The organism is Gilliamella sp. Imp1-1, from assembly GCF_001690415.1.
GTDB lineage: Bacteria > Pseudomonadota > Gammaproteobacteria > Enterobacterales > Orbaceae > Gilliamella > Gilliamella bombi.
Genome location: NZ_LZHK01000037.1, coordinates 47,936 through 65,886 on the forward strand (window position 1 = coordinate 47,936; position 17,951 = coordinate 65,886).

The following is a 17,951-nucleotide window of genomic DNA, read 5'->3' on the forward strand; positions in this document are numbered from 1 at the left end:
CATAATGAATTTAGATAATTACCCTTTGTTAAAACAGATAAACTCACCTGAGGATCTAAGACGTTTTCCTCAGTCACAGTTATCGTCTATTTGTCACGAGCTTAGACAATACTTACTCGAATGCGTAAGTCAATCAAGTGGTCATTTAGCATCGGGACTAGGTGTGGTTGAATTAACTACGGCCTTGCATTATGTTTATCACACACCTTTTGATAAAATTATTTGGGATGTTGGTCATCAAGCTTACCCTCACAAAATTTTGACTGGTCGACGAGACCAAATGCTCACTATTCGTCAAAAAGGGGGACTTCATCCATTTCCTCATCGTAATGAGAGTGAATATGATGTGCTAACCACAGGTCATTCTTCAACTTCAATTAGTGCAGCACTTGGTATTGCAATTAGCGAACAAAAAAAACAATCAGGTAAAAAAGTAGCTGCCATTATTGGCGATGGAGCATTAACTGCTGGTATGGCATTTGAAGCTATGAATCATGCAGGGCATATCAAACCGGATATGCTAGTGATTGTCAACGATAATGACATGTCAATTTCTGCAAATACCGGTGCACTTAACCAACATCTAACTCAAATCTTATCGAGTAAAGCCTATACATCTTTTAGGGAAAATAGCAAACGAATATTAGCTAATATTCCACCATTAAAAGAACTTGTTAAAAAAACTGAAGAACACTTAAAAGGATTAGTCACACCGGCTATCTTATTTGAAGAACTTGGATTTAATTATATAGGTCCTGTTGATGGACATGATATTAATGGATTGGTCGCAACTTTACAAAAAGTTCGCCAATTAAAGGGTCCACAATTGCTTCATGTAATAACACAAAAAGGCAAAGGCTACGCACCAGCTGAAAAAGATCCGACTTTATGGCATGGCGTACCAAAATTTAATCCAAATGATGGTATATTACCTACTACTCAAAAAGTTGCGCCAACATATTCGCAAGTATTCGGCGATTGGTTATGCGAAATGGCGCAAAATGATAAACGTTTAATGGCAATAACCCCTGCAATGGGAGAAGGTTCAGGTATGACAAAATTTGCAAATAGTTATCCTGACCAATTTTTTGATGTTGCAATAGCCGAACAACATGCGGTAACCCTTGCTGCTGGGTTTGCAATTAGTGAATTAAAACCTGTTGTAGCTATTTACTCAACTTTTTTGCAACGCGCTTATGATCAAGTGATTCATGATATTGCTATTCAAAACTTACCCGTATTGTTTGCTATCGATCGTGCAGGAATTGTCGGCGCCGACGGTGAAACTCACCAAGGTGCATTTGACTTAAGTTATCTACGCTGCATACCCAATATGGTCATTATGACACCGAGTGACGAAAACGAATGTCGACAAATGCTCTACACAGGCTATTTACATAATGGTCCTGCAGCAGTACGTTACCCCCGTGGTGAAGGCACTGGAACGCCATTAATCTCATTAACAGCAATTCCTTTGGGACAATCTAAATTGTGCCGGCAAGGTGAAAATATTGCTTTACTAAATTTTGGCTCTTTAATTACCGAAGCTTTACAAGCTGCAGAACAAATCAATGCTACAGTTATCGATATGCGTTTTGTTAAACCATTAGATGAAAAAGTCCTTTTGCACATTAGCCAAACTCATAATATACTTGTCACCATCGAAGAAAACAGTATCAAAGGCGGAGCAGGTAGCGCCGTCTGTGAATATTTATTATCGAAAAAAATAAAATGTGATATTTTAAATATTGGACTCCCTGACAAGTTTATTTCTCAAGGCTCTCAAAGCGAAATAAGGCAAGAAATAGGACTAGATAAAAAACACATTATCGATAAAATTAATCGTTTTATGAATCAATAGGTTAAATATGGAAACTCAAGCTGTCACTATTCAAATTTTTGGACGAACATTAAAATTTAATTGTCCTGTTGATGAAGTCGACGCACTTAACAATGCCGCAAAAGATTTAGATGCGCGCTTAACAAATTTACGAGAAAAGTCTCCACATGTTGGCAGTGATCAACTTATTATGACTGCGGCTCTAAACATTTCTTACGAACTCTCAAAAGAAAAAGAAAAAAGCAATGAATTTGGCGATCGGTTAAAAATGTTACAACAATTACTCGATTCAGCCCTAAATCCTAATAATTAACTACTTGAATTGTAAATTTAATACAAATAATATTGTATGATCCGTCAAATTTTGTATTATAGCACACGACTCTGAGATGATCGCCATATGGGTTAGTCCCCTGAGCCGATATTCTAAACTTAAGAACGGAGTGACTTTTAATTGGTGTGTATGCCTTACTTGTAAGGAAACCTAAAAATTAAAACACAATGTTCACCTTGAACCTTGGGTTCAAGGGTTACGACCCTAACGACATCTTGGAGCGCTCTTTTACTTTTAAACAACAGTGAAAACTGATGAATATAAGGCAAATCATTCGTCAAAAACGGCGACAATTATCTTCCAGTGAACGAGACATTGCACAACACGCTATATATCAAAAAATTGCCTGTCACCAAGCGATTAACAAAGCAAAAAATATTGCCATATTTTTATCATTTGATGGCGAAGTCGAAACCCAACCTATAATTAACTATTTATGGCAACAAAATAAATCTGTCTATTTACCTATTATTCACCCTTTTTCCTCTAAACATTTACTCTTCTTAAAATATACTAGCCAAACTCAACTTATAAAAAATAAATTTGGTATATTAGAACCAAAGTTAAATGTATTAAATGTACTTCCTTACCATCAACTCGACATTGTTTTTACGCCACTAGTTGCTTTCGATCAACGAGGTTATCGTATGGGAATGGGGGGTGGATTTTACGACCGATTACTAGCAAATTATCAAACTCAACAAATTTTACCAATTGGACTTGCTTTTGCTTGCCAAAAAGTCCAACATATTGATAACAAACCTTGGGATGTTCAATTACCTGAAATTATCTATGCTTAAGTTGTTTTATTTTTTATTGAAACTATAAATTACAATCATTCTTATTATAAAGAATAAATTGTAACAGTTTTACCTTCATATCTAGAAATTCAGCCTAGATATAAAAATTAGTTTATTAGGAAAACGAAGATTCAAAATAAGAAGACTTGCCATAATTAGACACCTAAAATAAATAAAATACCGTTGTTTAAGCAAATTTAATGGCTCATGGTTTAAACTGGAAACCATATTTTTATTTATATAAGGCATCTTTTTGTCACTAAAAGTTTGATTAAACAATAAGCCGATCATAATTATGAGAGTAGGACATAGAGATTACCCGTATAAAAATATCTAAAATATAGGATTAAAAGTAATACCCCATATGCTGGCTTATTACTTTAACTCCATAACAAAATTAATAATTTTATTGATTCAAGCTGTTGTTTTCTTTTGGTAATAAAGTGAAAATTTTTGGATTTTTACCTAATAATTGCTTCGCTAAATGATTGGTATCCTCCAATGTGATAGCTTCAATGATATTTGGTTGTGTCTTTAACTCATCAAAACGATCTCCATCAGCGGCTATTTGTGCCATAGCTGTTAACCAATAAGTAGAACTTGTCACCTTTTCTTGATGATCGAGTAACCATGATTTTTTCGCCTGCTCTAGTTCATCTAAGGTAATACCATCATGTGCTACTGATTGAATCACTTTATCAGCCAGTAAAGTTAAAGCGTTAACCTTATCTGGTGCCGTGGTGAAATTTAACCTAGCCAAATAATAAGAAGTCGGATATTTAATCAATTGTTGAGAAAAAATAATCGTATAAACACCAGACGCTTGTTCCCTTACATAATGACGTAGCCTTAAATTAACAATATAATCAAGTAATTCAAGTTTCAGTTGATCACTCAACTGCCATGATTTTTGCTCAGAATAAAGTATGCTGACCATCGACTTATCACTGCTAGCCATTGGATAGGCTTTTTGCATTGAATGATGAATTGGTGTGATACCATTATCTATCCATGTCGTTTTCCTATCAACAACAGGTAAACCTGCAAACCAACGTTCCACTAATGGCTTAATGTCATCAATATTAAAACGTCCAGAAATAATAATATTAGCTGATAGCGGTAAGTTAAACGTTTGTGAATAGTATTGTTTAAGTTGATCAACAGTAAAATTGATCCAAGGTCCTTTTGGCGAAACGAGTAATCGCTCGCCATGGTTAAAAGCATTTTTATTGATTAAATCTAAAAATTGTCTTTCAACAGGTTGTTTTTCGTAAGCCAAGCCCAATTTTTGTTTGGTCTTAGCTAATCTTTCTGGGTCAAAATTAGCCGCTGTTAATTTCAAATAGAATAATTTAAATAATGATGCTAATTGATCATTGGGGGCTTTTCCACGTAAACCATGATAAAGTAATTCTGCATAAGGGTAAACGCTAACTTGATGTTGCCGTTCAAATTGGTTTAATTTTGCTGCACTATAAGATCCATATCCACTTGCTTCAGCCAATCTTTGAGACCAACGCATAATACCTAATTGTTGATAGGTATCTAGGGATAATCCTCCTGGAATTTGTAATAATATTTCAACATCACTTGATAAAGTATTATCAGGACGAGCAATAACACGAAGTCCATTGCTTAATTGCCACTCATATGCTTTTATTTCGCTGATGTTACGGGTTGTTTTAATCTTTCCTTGCTCTAACGGTACTATATCAAGCTTAACGTCCACCTTTTTAAAAGAAAAGTCACCAAGCTGAGTTTGCCTAATAGATTGCCATAATTGTTTGATTTGAGATATATTAATAGCTTCTTCATCACTATCAGGTCCAATAATAGCAATCCGTAAATCAGCACTATTTAACCTTTCAGCCACCATTGTTTGCAATTGTTCTGTATTAACCTTTTTTAAAATCTTTTCTGTTTGTGTTAATTGTTGCTGTTTATTTTGTATGGGCAAACTATTGGTGATGTTGTTAACTAATTGATTAGCTAAATAATCATTTTGATAATTACTTTCATTTTCTAATTGTTGTTTTAATTTTGTCAAGATTTGCGTTTTTATCTGCTGCAATTCAATTTCAGATACACGATTGGTTGACATCCGCTGTAATTCAGTAAAAAGATGCTTTATTGCATCTAAATACTGTTGATCTTTTGGCTGTGCAAAAATAAGATATTGCATACGTTTATCATCGAATAAGATCCCTTGTTGATTAACTTGAGAATTAGGCAATATCTGATTTTCTACCAATAACGATAACCGTTGATTAAGTAGTGTTAACCAGACTAGATCAAAAACGTCTTCTTTTATGCCTTGTGGTGTATTTAAGGTTGTTGGCAAATTACGTTGTAATGCTAATTGTATTATCCTTTGCCCTTGTTCACGATCAAGAATAATCTTAACTAATGGCTCACTCTGCGATGCAAAAGCCCTTAATTGAGGAACATCAACAGGTGCATTACCTCGAGGACGTTGGCCAAAAAACTTAGCAATCCATTGTTTTGCGACTTTAGTATCAAAGTTTCCTACAACAACTAGGCTCATTCTTTGAGGTTGATACCAATTGGAATAAAAGGTTTTCGCCTCTTCTACAGGCGCATTTTTTATAATATCTAACGAACCAATCGGTGCTCGATCAGCATATAAGCTACCATGATAACGTAATTCATCTAAGATAGTATTAATACGATAAGCCACACCTTGTCGTAAACGCCATTCTTCGATAATAACATCGCGTTCACTTTCATAATCTTTCGATTCAAAAGAAATATGATAAGCCCAATCAGATAATACCATTAATCCCTTTTCTACCTGTTGATCTGTACTAGTTGGTAACGACAAACGGTATACAGTAGAATTAAAGCTGGTCGCCGCATTTATATGGCTACCTAAATGAATACCATGCTCTTCTAGCGACTTAAAACTTGATTTATCTGGGAAATTTTTTGTTCCTTTAAATGCCATATGTTCAACAAAATGTGCTAAACCTAGTTGCTTTTCATTTTCTTGCAAGGAACCACTGTGCACAATTAACCTTAATTCTAATCCTGCTTTTGGGCGTGGTTGTAGATAAACGGTTAAACCATTCTCTAATTGGTAAGTTTCTATTGCAGGATCAGTGTCAATTGGCGTTATTGCCCAACATAAATGAGGAAAATTTAGCAATAAAATAAATAAAGTACAATATAAATAATTTTTTAACATAGTATTTAAACCTTAGATACAAACATATTAACAGCATTACTGCGCAGTTTAGTTGATTGTTGATTTGACGGAGTAACAGTAGTATCTAAATTGATCATGTATTTAACATAATTTTGTATCGGCTGATGAGAAACAAAGATCACAGCACTTTCAGACAGTTTTTCTTGTAATAACGAAATAAGTTGATAAACGCTTGGTAAATCCAATGCGGAAGTTACTTCATCTAATAATATCAGATCGGGTTTATTAAGTAATAATCGAGCAAACATTAAGCGTTGCTGTTCCCCACCCGATAGACGGTTGCTCCAATCATCTTCCGTTTCTAATTCACTATTTAATTTATCTAAACCCACCAATGACAACGTTTCAATTAGTGCATCTCGAGCAAAACTTTGCCGACACGCTGGATAAGTCAATAAATTATCTAATCTATCATAGCTAAGCCAAATTTTTTGTGGGATCCACAGATAATTATCTGTGCGTTGAATAACACCTTGATAGTTTGCCCCAAAACCACTAATGGCTTTTAATAGTGTCGATTTGCCTATACCAGAAAGCCCTTGAAGTAATAGAGTATCTCCCTTAGCTAACTCAATATTAGTTGATAATAATACCTGCTGATTATCCGCACTTCGTAATACTACTTGTGCATCGAGTAACTTATCCTTATTGGTAGATGGGATAACAGTGTTTTCAGGTAGCTCATCTAAAAGTCGAATAAAATGATAAAGCCGAGTTACCGTTGCTTGCCAAATAGCAATATCTCGGTATGCATAAATAAACCAACTTAATGCCGATGAAACTTGCATAAAGGCTTGCCTAATCTGCATTAAACCACCTAAATTAATTAAGCCAGCAATAAATGCCGGTAAGGCAAAAAAAATGGGCGCTAAAGAAGAAACTTGTTGATAACCTACACTAAAAAATGAAAGATTTCTTTCATTACTCATCAAATTTTGCCAATTATGAATAATAGCAGTAAATTTGTTTTGTAATCTAGCTGTTTCTTGTTTTTCACCATGTTGACCAGCAATTGCTTCGCTAGATTGATGACAATAAATCAAGGCTGCACGATAATCAGCTTCACTTCTTTGTTTTTCCACATTAATCTTATGTAATGGTTTGCCTATAGCATGCGTACAAATAACTCCTAATAATGTATAAATAAGACAGACAAAAACCATATAACCTGGAATATAAATATCTATCGATAGCAAAGTAAAGGAAATAGTACCAGATAGCGTCCAAAGAATGGCAGTGAAAGAGATTAACGTCATACATGAACGCAAAAATGAAAGCAATAAATCCAATGATTGTTTGATTAGTAAATAAACATCTTCCGCAATACGTTGATCGGGATTATCTAGTTTATCTTGCCTACATTTAAGGTGATAATGGTGAGAATGTTTAGATAACCATTGCTTAGTTACCTTTTCTGTCATATGGTGACGCCAAATTATTAACAATTTCTTTTGTAAATAATCAGCGTACACAACAACCAAAATCATAATAACAATAAGAACAATAAAATCGCCTAATAAACGATAAAGAATTTGCCCATTTAAAGTCTGTAAAGCATTATAAAAATCACCATTCCATTGATTTAATTTAACATTAAACCATACAGTAGATAAGCTTAATACGACAACAGAAAGTAATAATAACCAAGCCACCTTTGATGCTGATGAACACCAAAATGGCTTTACTAAATATAAAAATTGTTTAATTTTTTGCATATTTATGCGGCACTAAAATTTATATTATTTTGACAAAAGTATAACGTTTTATGTAAATTAGAAGTCATAACCAACTTGAATCCAAAACTGACGACCTGGAGCATAAGCATTGACAACTCTATCATTACCAACCTTATCAGCACCATAAACATAACGATCGATAACATTTTTTTTATTTAAAATATTATTAACTTCTACCGAAAAATTAGCTCCTTTAGCAAAACTTGGTGTCCAACCGAGTTTAGTATCCCACCGAAAAGTACTGGCAAAGCGTTCTTTTTCGTATTTTGCCATTTTATTACCCGTATTAGGATCTATGTAATATTGGTTGCTATAGCGAACAGCTTGATGCCGTGAACTTTGCCATTGTAGTAAATTATAAAGAGTTAAATCATATTCAGGGATCTTACTTGTGAGCTCAACATTGACTTTAACAGGGATATTAAAATCTGTTGCGGGTAAATCCGATGCATTAATTATTTTGCCGTTATACCAAACTTTATCATGGCGAACGTTATTTGCTGGATCATAATGCGCATATCCTAATTCTTTAGGTGAATTACTTTTGCTTTGCTGCCATGAAATAGATGCTGATGCTGTATGTTCAGCATGATAAAACTCAATAGGTAGCCTATTTTTTACCGTTAGTGAAACAGTATCATGCTTACTACGCCCAGAATTATCAAAGGTTCGAACATTTGATCTACCATTATTATATTTAGGGCGACTGCGAACTTCATCATAGCTTTTACGATGCACATATTGTAATTGCCATAAACTATTATCTACGATTTGCTCAATGCCTAAGCTAATTTCGTCATTGTAAGGCGTAGAAAGTGAATCTAACCCCTCAAAATCGCTTGAACTTATCCAATCTTCATCAACTTGTCCAGGAGTACAAAAATAATAACAGTTCTTTAATCCTGCATTTTGTGCACCATATAAAGCATAAGCCATCATAGTACGGCCATAATAACGGTTAAACCCCGTAGTTAAGACCGTATTACCGTTACCAAAAGCATCAAAACTAGTCACTAATCTTGGGGCCAGATTGGCATCTTTAATAAAACTATCATAATCAATTCGTATCCCTGGACGAACAGTTAAGCGACCATATTGCATTGTATCATCAGCAAATAGTGTGTAATTATCATAGCTTGCTTGATAACGACCTGCTTGGAAAACTGAAGCATGATCAGCAAAAGAGAGCCAAGGAAGAGAATCCCATGTACCAGTATAGGTATAACGATAAAAATCTTCATTGCGAATATAGCGAGCTTTGGTTTTTGTCAATTCAAACCCCATAGAGGGCTCATGCGTTACATTCAACCAATTAATAGGCATAAACTCAAGCTTTGATTTAAATCCCCAATTATTTTGTTTAGTGGTTAAATTACCGACGCCTCCCGAATGATATTGCACGGGATTTCGCCAGTCAGAATAATCAACTAACGTAACAAAATAATTTTGATCATTGGTTCTTTTATCTTCTAGCATTTGATAACTAGTCGTCACATCTAATTTGGCAAAATCAAACTCATGCATTAGTTGCAACGCCATGCTTAACCCATTGTGCTTAGTATCATAGCCAGAATTAGCTACAGTTGCAGCAAAGGAATAATTATCATACTTAGAATAATTGGCCGAAATATTGACGATTGTTTGATCAGTAGCATACCAAGTAAATTTAGATGAAAAATTATCTGAAACACGTGTTTGGTTTTTCATGCCACCGTTTTTTCGAATTTCAATCAAATCATCTCCTTCTAATAATAATGAAGGTCCTTGATAAGTGACTGAAGAAATATCCGATTCTCTTCTAGATGCAGCAAACATCAAACCAAGATTGTCGGTAATCCCCGTTTCAAACCAACCACCAAAATTTTGTTTACTATATTTAGGTTGAAATCGACTCGGATGACTTGCATCATTTGCTGAACTATCAAAATTAATTGCTGGATCAACATGTGTCTTATTCCATGAAGAGTGAGTTCTACGATAAAAAATACTACCATTAGTCTCATGATTCCAATGACGACTAATCACATCCACAACACCGCCTGTAAACCCGCCATATTCAACAGGAATATTATTGTCATATAATTTAATTTCATTGATTAGACGACTATCAATGTAAAGACCTTGTTCATCACTATCGACACGGGTATTGGTTACCCCTAATCCAGGATCAACCGGATCGACATCATTATTAAAACTAACGCCGTCTAACTGATAATTGTTCTGATAACTAGTATTGCCATGAATTGAGATATCGGCGGGTTTAATCTCTCCTTGAGTCATACCATTATAACTACTATTAGACATTTGTACTGCTGGTGACGTCTTTAATAGATCGGTGATGTTACCATCACCTGTATTCATTTGCGTTATTTGAGCAGAATCAACCGATTGTGGCTTCGATATTTTAGGAATAGGTGATGTCACAACAATAACATCATCTTGATTATTGACTTCATCATCACTATTTTCGACGATAGTTTGACTGATTTGATTTTGCTTGGCGAAAACTGCAGGATTATAACTAACTAACAACAAAGGTAAAGCCGATATTACTACTTTTTTCATGTAAAAAATCCATCCACAAATATAATAACGATGCATTCATCATTAAATTTTCACTTTATAATAATAATGATAATCATTCTTAATAACATTTCATCATAAAATTTATATTTGTCAATCGAAAAGAATAAATTTGCTATCAAATAGAGCACTCCTATATACACATAGGGGCCTTACCATCGTAACAAAATAGTAGCTAATCAGTAGTTTGCGCCCCCCTTGTATTAATGTTTAGATGTAACCAAAAATCATTTCTGTTAAACGCACTATGTTTTTATACTGAAACGGTATAGATTCCTGAATATTTTTAACAAGAGTTGATCTATTTAGAACCAATAACCAATAAAATAGGTGATAACCCTCATATAAATGAAAAATTCACTCAACCTGCTAGCCAAGCAACGAATAAGAAAGCCGAAAGATTAATATGCACTTGAATGATGATATGGCATCAACCGGCAAATATTTAGCGATTCAAAAAATAGAAAACAGAAGTTTCAGCGATTTTGGATAAAATACCTTATAGTTTTCTAGAGGATTATTTTAAGCATATAATGTAAACAGTTCGACGTTTATAATAGATTATGTTAGTTGAACAGGTATGAAGTAATTATTAAAGGTTTTATTCAAACAACTTAATGTTTTACAAACAAATATTTGTAATATCTTCAAATAAAAAATATTCTACTTGAAAAGTAAAATATATTTTTTTAAAGTAGGTAAGATCAATTTAAAAATGATCTTTTTTATCACGCTCTACAAGTCCCAAACAAAGTCTCTGGGACACAATATTCAAAAAACGATTGAGTATTTATCCCTCAAGGCTTTTTTAATATCATATAAAGGAGTGTTGCAATGTCAGAAAAAAAAGAACTAACCACCAATAACGGTGCCCCAATAGCCGATAATCAAAACTCTCGAACTGCTGGTCCCCGAGGTCCAGTATTGCTTGATGATTATCAACTCATTGAAAAACTAGCCCATTTTAACCGTGAAAATATTCCTGAAAGACGTGTACACGCCAAAGGCTCTGGCGCACACGGTACCTTTACGGTAACAAATGATATCACTCGATATACTCACGCTAGTATATTTGCTAAGATAGGTAAACAAACCCCTCTTTTTGCAAGATTTTCAACAGTTGGTGGAGAACGTGGCTCATCAGACACCGCCCGTGACCCTCGTGGATTTTCGGTAAAATTTTACACTGATGAAGGCAACTGGGATATAGTAGGTAATAATACACCTGTATTTTTTATACGTGATGCATTAAAGTTTCCTGACTTTATTCACACCCAAAAACGTGATCCCAAAACCAACTTAAAAGATCCACAAATGATGTGGGATTTTTGGTCTTTATCACCAGAATCACTTCATCAAGTTACTATTTTATTTTCTGATCGCGGAATCCCTGATGGTTACCGCCATATGCACGGCTATGGTAGCCATACTTATAGCTTAATCAATAAAGATGGCGTTCGCACTTGGGTTAAATGGCATTTCAGAACTGAGCAAGGAATAAAAAACATTCATCCTAAAAAAGCAGCAGAAATGGATGGAACTAATCCAGATTCAGCACAAGAAGATTTGTTCAAAGCCATTGAGCGAGGAGATTATCCAAAATGGCGACTTTACATACAAGTAATGACAGAAGAACAAGCTAACAACCATCCTGAAAACCCATTTGATGTTACTAAAGTTTGGTCACAAAAACAGTTCCCATTAATCGAAGTCGGCGTAATGGAACTGAATCGTAATCCAGAAAACTATTTTGCTGAAGTTGAACAAGCAGCATTTGAACCAAGTAATGTAGTGCCAGGAACGGGTTTATCACCCGATAAAATGCTTCAAGGTCGAATTTTTGCTTATGCCGATGCGCACCGCTATCGTATTGGTACTAATTATCAACAATTGCCGATCAATGCTCCAAAATGCCCTGTTCATAATTATCAACGCGATGGCGCAATGCGCTTTTATAGCCCAGATAATGCGCCTAATTATGAGCCTAATAGCGTCGATAGCGCACCAAAACAACAACCACAATATGCCGAACCGCCAATGCATGTACCAGCTGGCACAATGGACAGGCATGATCATCGTGTTGATGACGACTATTACTCACAACCACGCGCACTATTTAATTTAATGCAGCCTGATCAAAAACAACTGCTTATTGATAATATCGTTGGCTCTATGAAAAACGTAAATCGAGACATTCAAATCAGACAGCTCAAACACTTCTACAAAGTCCATCCTGATTATGGTTCAGGAATTGCCAAAAGATTAGGGATTGATATTGATCTAATAAAAAGTTAGTACTTAAAAATAAAAATGCCGACAATTTTAGTCGGCATTTTTAATTATTGGCTGTAACTAAATACACAAATATATATTGATCACGGTACAAAATTTATAAAAACACTCCATCAATTTAGCAAAGTTACATATTATTAGCATAGATTGCAGTAAAATTATATAACGGATTGAAGTTAAAAGGATTCTCCGATGAAAATCATTAGTCTAGTTGTTATATTGTTGTTTAATTGTGTCGGAGGATTGTTAAGTTATCAATGGTGTTATCAGTTTATAAGAAAACACAGTACACCAGAATCTCATTTTTTAATATTGTATTGCTTGTGTTATTTCTGTTTTATTCTTATTTCAGTCTTTATGCTAGATAAAATAAAACGACCGTCAGGTTTAATCTTTTGTGGGATAGTTATTGGTGTTTTAATAAACTTTATCTCATGGATTGTCCGCCCATTCATTATGGGAGATCACAATACATTAGTTCTAGATATTGACGCAATTATTGCATATCTGTGTATATCATCAGGTGTTACCCTTAATTTTATAATATACCCAGCTATTTTATTATGCTGTCACTACTCAATTTTTTGGATTGAAAAAATATATAAGAAATGTATTTTCAAGCAATGATAAATGTTTTTCCATAGATAAAATATTAGGCAGTACGCACGAGTATAAATAAAAATAAGATCGCAACTTGTTAAAAAGCATTTAACGATCTAAAAAACAATATTTTTTACTGAAACGTAGGGTTACCTGAAACTTTTTGACAAAATTATACTCACTTGTTTACTTAATTTTTTAAAGACAAATGAAAAATTCATGATAATAAAAAAGATGCTTGCTAATATATTTTTACGATTGTTTTAATTAACCGTATTGAAGATTCAACTAATCTATTGATTTCGTATGAAACTTAAATAGTTAGGTAGCCAATACGGTTATAACCATCTAAATTAGGTTCTGATAGCTGATTTTTGCCGAACAATTTCAAATAAACAAACACCAGTTGCAACCGATACATTTAGTGATGACACAATACCTGCCATTGGAATGCTCACCAATTCATCACAGTGTTCTTTGGTTAAACGACGCATACCTTCACCTTCAGCACCCATTACCAATGCAAGTGCGGTCTGTGTTGATGTTTTATAGAAGTCTGTTTGATAAAGCGTTCTATCAGCTTCTCCAGCGGTGCCCACAATCCAAACTTGGTACTCATCTTGCAGCATTCGCATTGTACGGGCTAAATTGGTCACCCTAACCACAGGCACGCTTTCAGCTGCACCACAAGCAACTTTTTGTGCCGTTGAATTGAGCGGTGCGGAGCGATCTTTTGGCACAATAATAAAATCAACCCCAGCGGCATCGGCAGTACGAATGCAAGCGCCTAAATTGTGTGGATCAGTCACACCATCTAAAATTAAAATAACTGGATTTGGCTGTTGTTCCATGAGCATAGGTATATCATTTTCTTGATAACCTCGATTCGGCGTAACCATGGCTAAAATACCTTGGTGCACGCCGTTTTTTGACTTTTCATCTAACCATTGGCGATTAGCAACTTTAACTGGCAAGCCAAGTTGTTCTAATTGACGCACAACGGCAAGAAGGCGTTTATCTTCACGCCCTTTAATAATAAATACTTCAATAATTCTTTCTGGCGAACGTGCTAATAATGCTTCAATGGCGTGCAGGCCATAAACTGTTTCACTCATTTATTTGTTACTCTTTTATTTTATTAACTATTTAGTTTTATTCGTTGATTTAGATTTACTACGTTTTTTACTTTTGGCTTTCACTTCAACTTTAGCACTTGCTTTCATGTTTGATTTAGCGCTTGATTTTACCTTTTTTTGTGTACTTGATTTAGTACTTGGTCTCGCACTACTTTTTTTACTGGTTGATTTTTTGCCCTTTCGTTTTATTGGTAAATCGGCAATTTGATCGTTTTTGACTTGTTTGGACTTATCTTTTGCCGTTTTACCCTGACGTTTTGGCTTATTATTACTGCCAACCAATGAAAAATCAATTTTACGTTCTTCTGGATTAACATTATCGACTTTCACTTGCACTTTATCGCCTAAACGATAAGTAAAACGTGTATTTTCACCAACTAGGCGATTGTGCGAGGCATCAAAAAAATAGTAATCATTTTCAAGCGATGACACATGCACTAAACCATCGATAAATAGATCGTCCAACCGCACAAAGAAACCAAAATTAACCACGCTTGAAATAGAGCCGTTAAATACTTCACCTACATGATCTTGCATGTAATCACACTTAAGCCAATCCACCACATCACGTACGGCCTCATCAGCTCGCCGTTCGGTCATTGAACAGTGTTCACCAAAGTAAAGCATTTCATTTGTATCATAACGATACCCCCCTGTTTTACTGGTTTTATGTTTTTCATCAGCTAAAATCCATTTGATAGCACGATGCAAAAGCAAATCAGGGTAACGGCGAATTGGCGAAGTAAAATGTGCATACTCCTCAAGTGCCAAACCAAAATGTCCTCGATTTTCTGGGTCATAAATAGCTTGTTTCATAGAGCGTAAAATCACGGTTTGCAACATATCATGATCAGGGCGTGTTTCAACCACTTTCATTAATTCGGCAATATCTTTAGGTTTAGGACTTGCACCACCACCAAGTGATAAACCAAGTTCACTTAATACACTGCGCAAGTTACTCATTCGATCTTCATCAGGTCTGTCATGCACACGGAATAATGATGGCACTTGGGCACCAATCACTAATTTTGCCGCTGAAACATTGGCTAAAATCATACACTCTTCAATAATTTTATGTGCCACATTTCGCTGTGCCAGTTCAATACTTTCAATACGTTTATCGGCATTAAAAACAAATTTCGGCTCTTCTGATTCAAATCCTATCGCACCACGAATAACCCGTGCTTTATCAAGCACATTATAAAGTCCATAAAGATTTTCAAGATGAGGGACTAATTCATGATAGTGTTCACGAAGTTCTTCATCACCATCTAAAATCTTAGCCGCTTTAGTATACGTTAACCGAGCATGCGAGTTCATTACCGCTTCATAAAACTCAAACCCTGTTAAACGCCCTCTATTGGAGACGGTCATTTCGCAAACTAAACATAAGCGATCAACTTGCGGATTTAACGAACAAAGCCCATTAGATAATGCTTCTGGAAGCATTGGTACAACTCGTGATGGAAAGTAAACCGATGTCCCCCGTAAACAAGCCTCTTTATCTAACGCCTTACCTGGTCTAACATAATAACTGACATCTGCAATAGCCACCCATAACCGATAGCCACCACCACGATTTTTTTGGCAATAAACCGCATCATCAAAATCACGGGCATCTTCACCATCAATTGTTACCAAAGGTAATTGTCGCAAATCTCTTCGCCCTTTTTTAGCGCTTTCTGGAACTTGTTCGGTGAATTTGCTTACCTCTTTTTCAACAGCCTTTGGCAATTCATAAGGAATTTCGTGATTCCGCAGAGCAATATCAATCGCCAAATTAGTCCCCATTATTTCACCGAGCACTTCTTTTATAATGCCAACAGCTTTTTGACGGCGTTCAGGGCGTTGTTGTAACTCAACCACCACCACCGTTCCCATACGAACCGTGCGGCTAGGTTTACCCGCAATTAAAATATCAAAGTTTAAACGGCTATCATCAGGGACAACAAAACCAACACCTTGCTCAATAAAATACCGCCCAACAATTTGATTATTGCGTGGCTCTAAAATTCGCACAACACGAGCTTCCATTTTTCCGCGATATTTAGTTCCCATTGGCTGAGCTAAGATTACATCGCCTTGTAAAACTTTTTTCATTTGCTCCGGTGATAAAAAATAGTCCTCAGGATTACCCTCTACCCGCAAAAAACCAAAACCATCACGGTGGGCAATAACCTTACCTTTGACCATGTCGAACTTTTCGGGCAAGGCATAACACTTACGGCGTGTAAAAACTACTTGTCCATCACGCTCCATTGAGCGCAAACGACGATGCAATGCCACTTTTTGCTCTTCATTTTTAATATCAACAGCTTGAGCAATTTTTTCTAAACTGGCAGGCTTTGCTTCTTGTTTAAGGTAATCTAAAATAAGCTCTCGACTGGCAATTGGGGAATCATACTTCTCGGCTTCGCGGTCAAAAAAAGGATCTTTTATCATAAGGAATATCCTGTGACTAATATTAACTGTAGCATAACACAGAGTCGTATAACTTAAAATGAAGATTCAATTTATAACCAAGAATCAAAATCTATAAAATAATTTATAAAAACATAAAAAACATCTAAATCTGCATCAAAATAACGTATTGAGCCTTAATGGCACTGCTAAAGAATCATAATTCAGTAGATAATTATTTTACAATACTACATAAATCATATTGTGTTGATTTATATTTTGTATTAATGATATTTTTAAATCAATATTATGAAAATAGTTATAGAGGTGTTTGGTTTAGGGCGTTTTATCTTTGCCAAATAAAACGTCCTAAACCTCACTACGTTAGAATAAGCCATAACTCTCAGTTATTTACACCATAAGCTCCCTTTCGTCTCAAGATCTAAAGATTAAGAACTAAACGCTAAAAACTAAGGTGCGATGCAAGCGCCATAGCGGGAGTTGTTGGCACTGAAGCTGCTGACGTCGCCGTTGAACGAGTGGACATAGAACGGGTTGCTATCTGTTACGTCGCTCGTCCAGAAGTCGTGGTAGGCGAAGCCCACATCAGTGAAGTAGTCCATGTAGCCCCACTCCGCGAAAAAGCCAGCGCCTATGTGACGCTGGTAATGATCACCTGATGAACTAGGTGTTGCACCTAAATTATTATAGTTTGAATTGGTTAAATCTCTTACCCGTGGCATTCGATAACCTGGATCGGCTACACTAAATCATACAACTTTTTTAAGGGGTAAGGTAAACTTATCACAACTAAAAAAGGAACAAATATGAATAAGATTAAACGCAAAAGACGAATATTCACAGATGATTTTAAACAGCAAATGGTCAGTCTTTATCAACATGGTAAATCACGTAGTGAAATCGTTGCCGAATATGATTTGACACCATCAGCTTTGGACCGTTGGATAACGCAAGCAAGCCAAAGCGGCTCATTTAAAACAAAA

Annotated in this window: 11 protein-coding genes and 1 other RNA gene; 6 read left to right on the plus strand and 6 right to left on the minus strand. The window is 35.3% G+C overall.

The features are described 5' to 3' along the window. The first annotated feature begins 4 nt into the window (after positions 1-4). From dxs to A9G38_RS03615, 4 genes are all read left to right on the plus strand, one after another. Entirely contained in the window at positions 5-1,861 is a 1,857-nt protein-coding gene (gene dxs, locus A9G38_RS03600; protein WP_034910651.1) for a 1-deoxy-D-xylulose-5-phosphate synthase, read from the plus strand. A 7-nt stretch (positions 1,862-1,868) separates the two neighbouring features. After that, a complete protein-coding gene (gene zapA / locus A9G38_RS03605; protein WP_034910649.1) occupies positions 1,869-2,153 on the plus strand; it encodes a cell division protein ZapA in 285 nt (94 codons plus the stop codon). A 65-nt stretch (positions 2,154-2,218) separates the two neighbouring features. After that, positions 2,219-2,399: non-coding RNA, 6S RNA (ssrS, locus tag A9G38_RS03610), on the plus strand. Between the two features lie 29 nt (positions 2,400-2,428). Continuing rightward, positions 2,429-2,974, plus strand: a complete 546-nt coding sequence (locus tag A9G38_RS03615) for a 5-formyltetrahydrofolate cyclo-ligase (RefSeq protein WP_034910648.1) — start codon at positions 2,429-2,431, stop codon at positions 2,972-2,974. Positions 2,975-3,380: 406 nt separating this feature from the next. On the opposite strand, the gene A9G38_RS03620 is transcribed toward A9G38_RS03615, so the two are convergent. From A9G38_RS03620 to A9G38_RS03630, 3 genes are read right to left on the minus strand one after another with little or no spacing between them, the layout of a single operon-like run. Further along, positions 3,381-6,179, minus strand: coding sequence for a M16 family metallopeptidase (locus tag A9G38_RS03620; RefSeq protein ID WP_051634162.1), 2,799 nt, complete (start codon positions 6,177-6,179; stop codon positions 3,381-3,383). Between the two features lie 5 nt (positions 6,180-6,184). Further along, positions 6,185-7,915: an ABC transporter ATP-binding protein/permease gene (locus A9G38_RS03625; protein WP_065574695.1), complete on the minus strand. Its 1,731-nt coding sequence runs from the start codon at positions 7,913-7,915 to the stop codon at positions 6,185-6,187. A 57-nt stretch (positions 7,916-7,972) separates the two neighbouring features. Beyond that, positions 7,973-10,501, minus strand: a complete 2,529-nt coding sequence (locus A9G38_RS03630; RefSeq protein WP_162162642.1) for a TonB-dependent receptor plug domain-containing protein — start codon at positions 10,499-10,501, stop codon at positions 7,973-7,975. A gap of 852 nt (positions 10,502-11,353) precedes the next feature. Between A9G38_RS03630 and A9G38_RS03635 the strand changes: the two genes are divergently transcribed. Then, entirely contained in the window at positions 11,354-12,814 is a 1,461-nt protein-coding gene (locus A9G38_RS03635; RefSeq protein ID WP_034910647.1) for a catalase, read from the plus strand. A gap of 950 nt (positions 12,815-13,764) precedes the next feature. Here the strand turns inward: A9G38_RS03635 and rlmB are convergent. The 3 genes from rlmB to A9G38_RS12205 all read right to left on the minus strand — a co-directional run bounded on the left by rlmB (position 13,765) and on the right by A9G38_RS12205 (position 17,690). Further along, complete coding sequence (gene rlmB, locus A9G38_RS03640; protein WP_034910645.1) at positions 13,765-14,526, minus strand: 23S rRNA (guanosine(2251)-2'-O)-methyltransferase RlmB; 762 nt, start codon at positions 14,524-14,526, stop codon at positions 13,765-13,767. 27 nt (positions 14,527-14,553) lie between these two features. Then, the gene (gene rnr / locus A9G38_RS03645) at positions 14,554-16,989 is read right to left on the minus strand and encodes a ribonuclease R (RefSeq protein ID WP_034910642.1); all 2,436 of its coding nucleotides are present in this window, start codon (positions 16,987-16,989) and stop codon (positions 14,554-14,556) included. A 428-nt stretch (positions 16,990-17,417) separates the two neighbouring features. Next, positions 17,418-17,690: a hypothetical protein gene (locus A9G38_RS12205; RefSeq protein ID WP_155266117.1), complete on the minus strand. Its 273-nt coding sequence runs from the start codon at positions 17,688-17,690 to the stop codon at positions 17,418-17,420. Positions 17,691-17,774: 84 nt separating this feature from the next. Between A9G38_RS12205 and A9G38_RS03650 the strand changes: the two genes are divergently transcribed. Then, a partial coding sequence (locus A9G38_RS03650) for a helix-turn-helix domain-containing protein (RefSeq protein ID WP_141671717.1) occupies positions 17,775-17,951 on the plus strand: 177 nt, incomplete at its 3' end.